Below are 2,369 nucleotides of genomic sequence, written 5' to 3' on the forward strand. Positions count from 1 at the left end.
AAGCCACTCTTAATCGTGTCTTGGAACGAAATAGAGGCTTTTAAAGACTGCGTACATGGAGAATTAAAACAAGAATTACCCTCGAAAAGCCTATTTTTCCACTAAGTATTTATGCTCATTGCAAAGGTGAGATGCTCCCGATACCAGTGACCATGAATGGATTTGGCGACAGTTTTTAGTCAATAATAATGTTCGGGATGATTTAGGGCGCATTCTTGATAAAATGATCGAGTTTGGGACAAGAAAGCGTTATCAGTCAGCGCGGGAGATTTTACAAGATTTGACGGGACAATCACCAGCAACTTCAATACAATCACCAGCAACTCCCCGTTATTCTCCAACACCAGCAACCCCCGTTATTCAAACACCACCACCGCCTAAAGTTGCTGCTAATATTGTGCTTAAAAGTGCTAGGGGGGTTAACTATTCTCGATTACAGCAACTCCTAGCAGCAAGAAAGTGGAAAGAAGCAGACGAAGAAACAGGTAAAGTTATGTGTCGGGTCGCCGGAAGGGAAAGCGAAGGATGGTTGAGACGAGAGGATATTGATAATTTTCCCTGTGAAGATTTACGAACTATTAACCAACTTTGGCTAAATTATAGTAACGGTAAGTTTGGCTTCAGCGTCCAGAAAGACATCTATGAGAGTCTTGGTAGCACGATAAAGTATAATGGCGAAATAGAAGATGTGGAAGTATTGGAAAAGTTCGCCGATAGCGTCGGCTGGAGACAAGGAGGTAGGTGGTTGACAGGCCGACAATTAACTTTTAATTCAGCAGTCTTTAATTCAGCAGTCCCCAAGGGACACCTACCCGTACCTGGGGTTTTCGGTGGGGAGAAAAGTGTGTTTCTGGGTATTGCTGCGTGTGGTGTGCCTTTTCTCGCGCAAAGACTTGTAACCTTTAGGATATGACGATCTCAGGTCTTTTATCAAGTCTAATTTTAGTGCTTTTGATCAGGTAAACATCGCATTTTGCGGAACTCGATACCTGGCACTGATTGCTTCGCCAAGTCAAAGGAAGCTTTTTTCCGACAAAGATGTCATTGCGAGGGGGGATATTCACGTTAACCTTCATCTCTCAACCAATATCCCCCCGAAGCAATCTTTCTCGTCGTTATATTCAGGTAGAATGAATGATAAAAGTGGTGCGCTATAATTAGAACTTTTTCATTGAATAAAAAATCATGACTAAATTATTAGAACTTGCTCTCAAAAAATTAGCTACTCTGTCAGCAGATCGACAGGAAAATATTGCTCAATTAATCCTTAAAGAAATAGGGGAAAATATAGAAAATGAGCCAATAAAAGACAATGATTCCCCATCTTTACCCCCATCTATTGGGATGGGAGCTAGTGGAATGTCTGACCTATCAACTCGTTGCGAGGAATTATTGTGGCAGGACGAAAGATAATAGCAGATACCAGTGGAATTATTGCCCTATTAGACCGAGACGATCACTATCATTTTATTGTCGTAGAAGCGATCAGAAATCAGCAAGTTTTTGTGCCTGTGACGGTATTACCAGAAGTTGATTATAGCGGTTCTCGCATCTATGCGGCACACTTAAACCTTTGCTGATTAAGCTGTTCAGGATCGGGAATGTACCTCTTGTGAATCAGAAACGCTATATTTAGCGACTAAATATCTCGGTGAAAGAGTAGCTAGAGCTTTTTTGATGGATATTACACAGGGAAAATATAGTTTGCTTCCCTTCGATTTAGAAGATTTAGAAAAAGCTCTTAAAATTATGACTCGTTATCAAGATTTACCGTTAGGCTTAGTTGATGCTAGTTTACTGGTCATGGCAGAACGCTATTCTATTAACCAAATTCTGACATTAGACCACAGACATTTCAATTTAATTCAATCCGATAACATGAGCTACTTTATTATTCTGCCTTAAATATGAACTTGAGATTGCCATGATATCCATAACTCCCCACCTGCAAATTATTTTAGAAAAACTACAAACCCTTACTCCGCATTACACACTTATTTTCAGGAGTTAATATGAATACACCCCAAACAACAGCCGATGGCTTAAAAATTCTTTACCAACGTTATTATGCTAATAATCCAGAGCGTCAATTAGAATTAGAAAAAGCTCGCATTGATGACGAAGTAGCCAGAAAAATATTTAAGATCAAGGAAACATATCATCTTTCAACAAAGGCTTTAGCAGAATTAATTCATACTAATGAATCAATTATTGAAGCTTTAGAAAATGCTGACTATGAAGGAAACTCTTTTTTGTTGTTAAATCTCCTCGCTACATCCCTAAAAATGAAGGTTGAATTTGAATTAGTTCATTAGGTTTTTTTTAGGAATAGCATAACGCACCCTACACTCTTTGATTGCGAGAGGGTG

The 2,369-nt window shown here is 39.2% G+C and carries 5 protein-coding genes; all 5 read left to right on the top strand.

What is annotated here, in order from left to right; all coding sequences use genetic code 11:
• Positions 1-223: 223 nt before the first annotated feature.
• Positions 224-913, top strand: coding sequence for a GUN4 domain-containing protein (locus PX481_RS17370; protein ID WP_004159421.1), 690 nt, complete (start codon positions 224-226; stop codon positions 911-913).
• Between the two features lie 272 nt (positions 914-1,185).
• Positions 1,186-1,413 (top strand): hypothetical protein, encoded by a 228-nt coding sequence (locus PX481_RS17375; RefSeq protein ID WP_004159417.1) that lies wholly within the window; start codon positions 1,186-1,188, stop codon positions 1,411-1,413.
• Positions 1,395-1,580 carry a PIN domain-containing protein gene (locus PX481_RS17380; RefSeq protein WP_288027329.1) on the top strand — a complete coding sequence of 62 codons (186 nt, stop codon included), beginning with the start codon at positions 1,395-1,397 and terminating at the stop codon, positions 1,578-1,580. The genes PX481_RS17375 and PX481_RS17380 overlap by 19 nt, the downstream gene beginning before the upstream one ends.
• A 97-nt stretch (positions 1,581-1,677) precedes the next feature.
• Positions 1,678-1,905 (top strand): PIN domain-containing protein, encoded by a 228-nt coding sequence (locus PX481_RS17385; RefSeq protein WP_288027331.1) that lies wholly within the window; start codon positions 1,678-1,680, stop codon positions 1,903-1,905.
• 107 nt (positions 1,906-2,012) lie between these two features.
• A complete protein-coding gene (locus PX481_RS17390) occupies positions 2,013-2,315 on the top strand; it encodes a hypothetical protein (protein WP_288027333.1) in 303 nt (100 codons plus the stop codon).
• Positions 2,316-2,369 lie beyond the last annotated feature (54 nt).

The organism is Microcystis sp. M53603_WE2, from assembly GCF_030065435.1.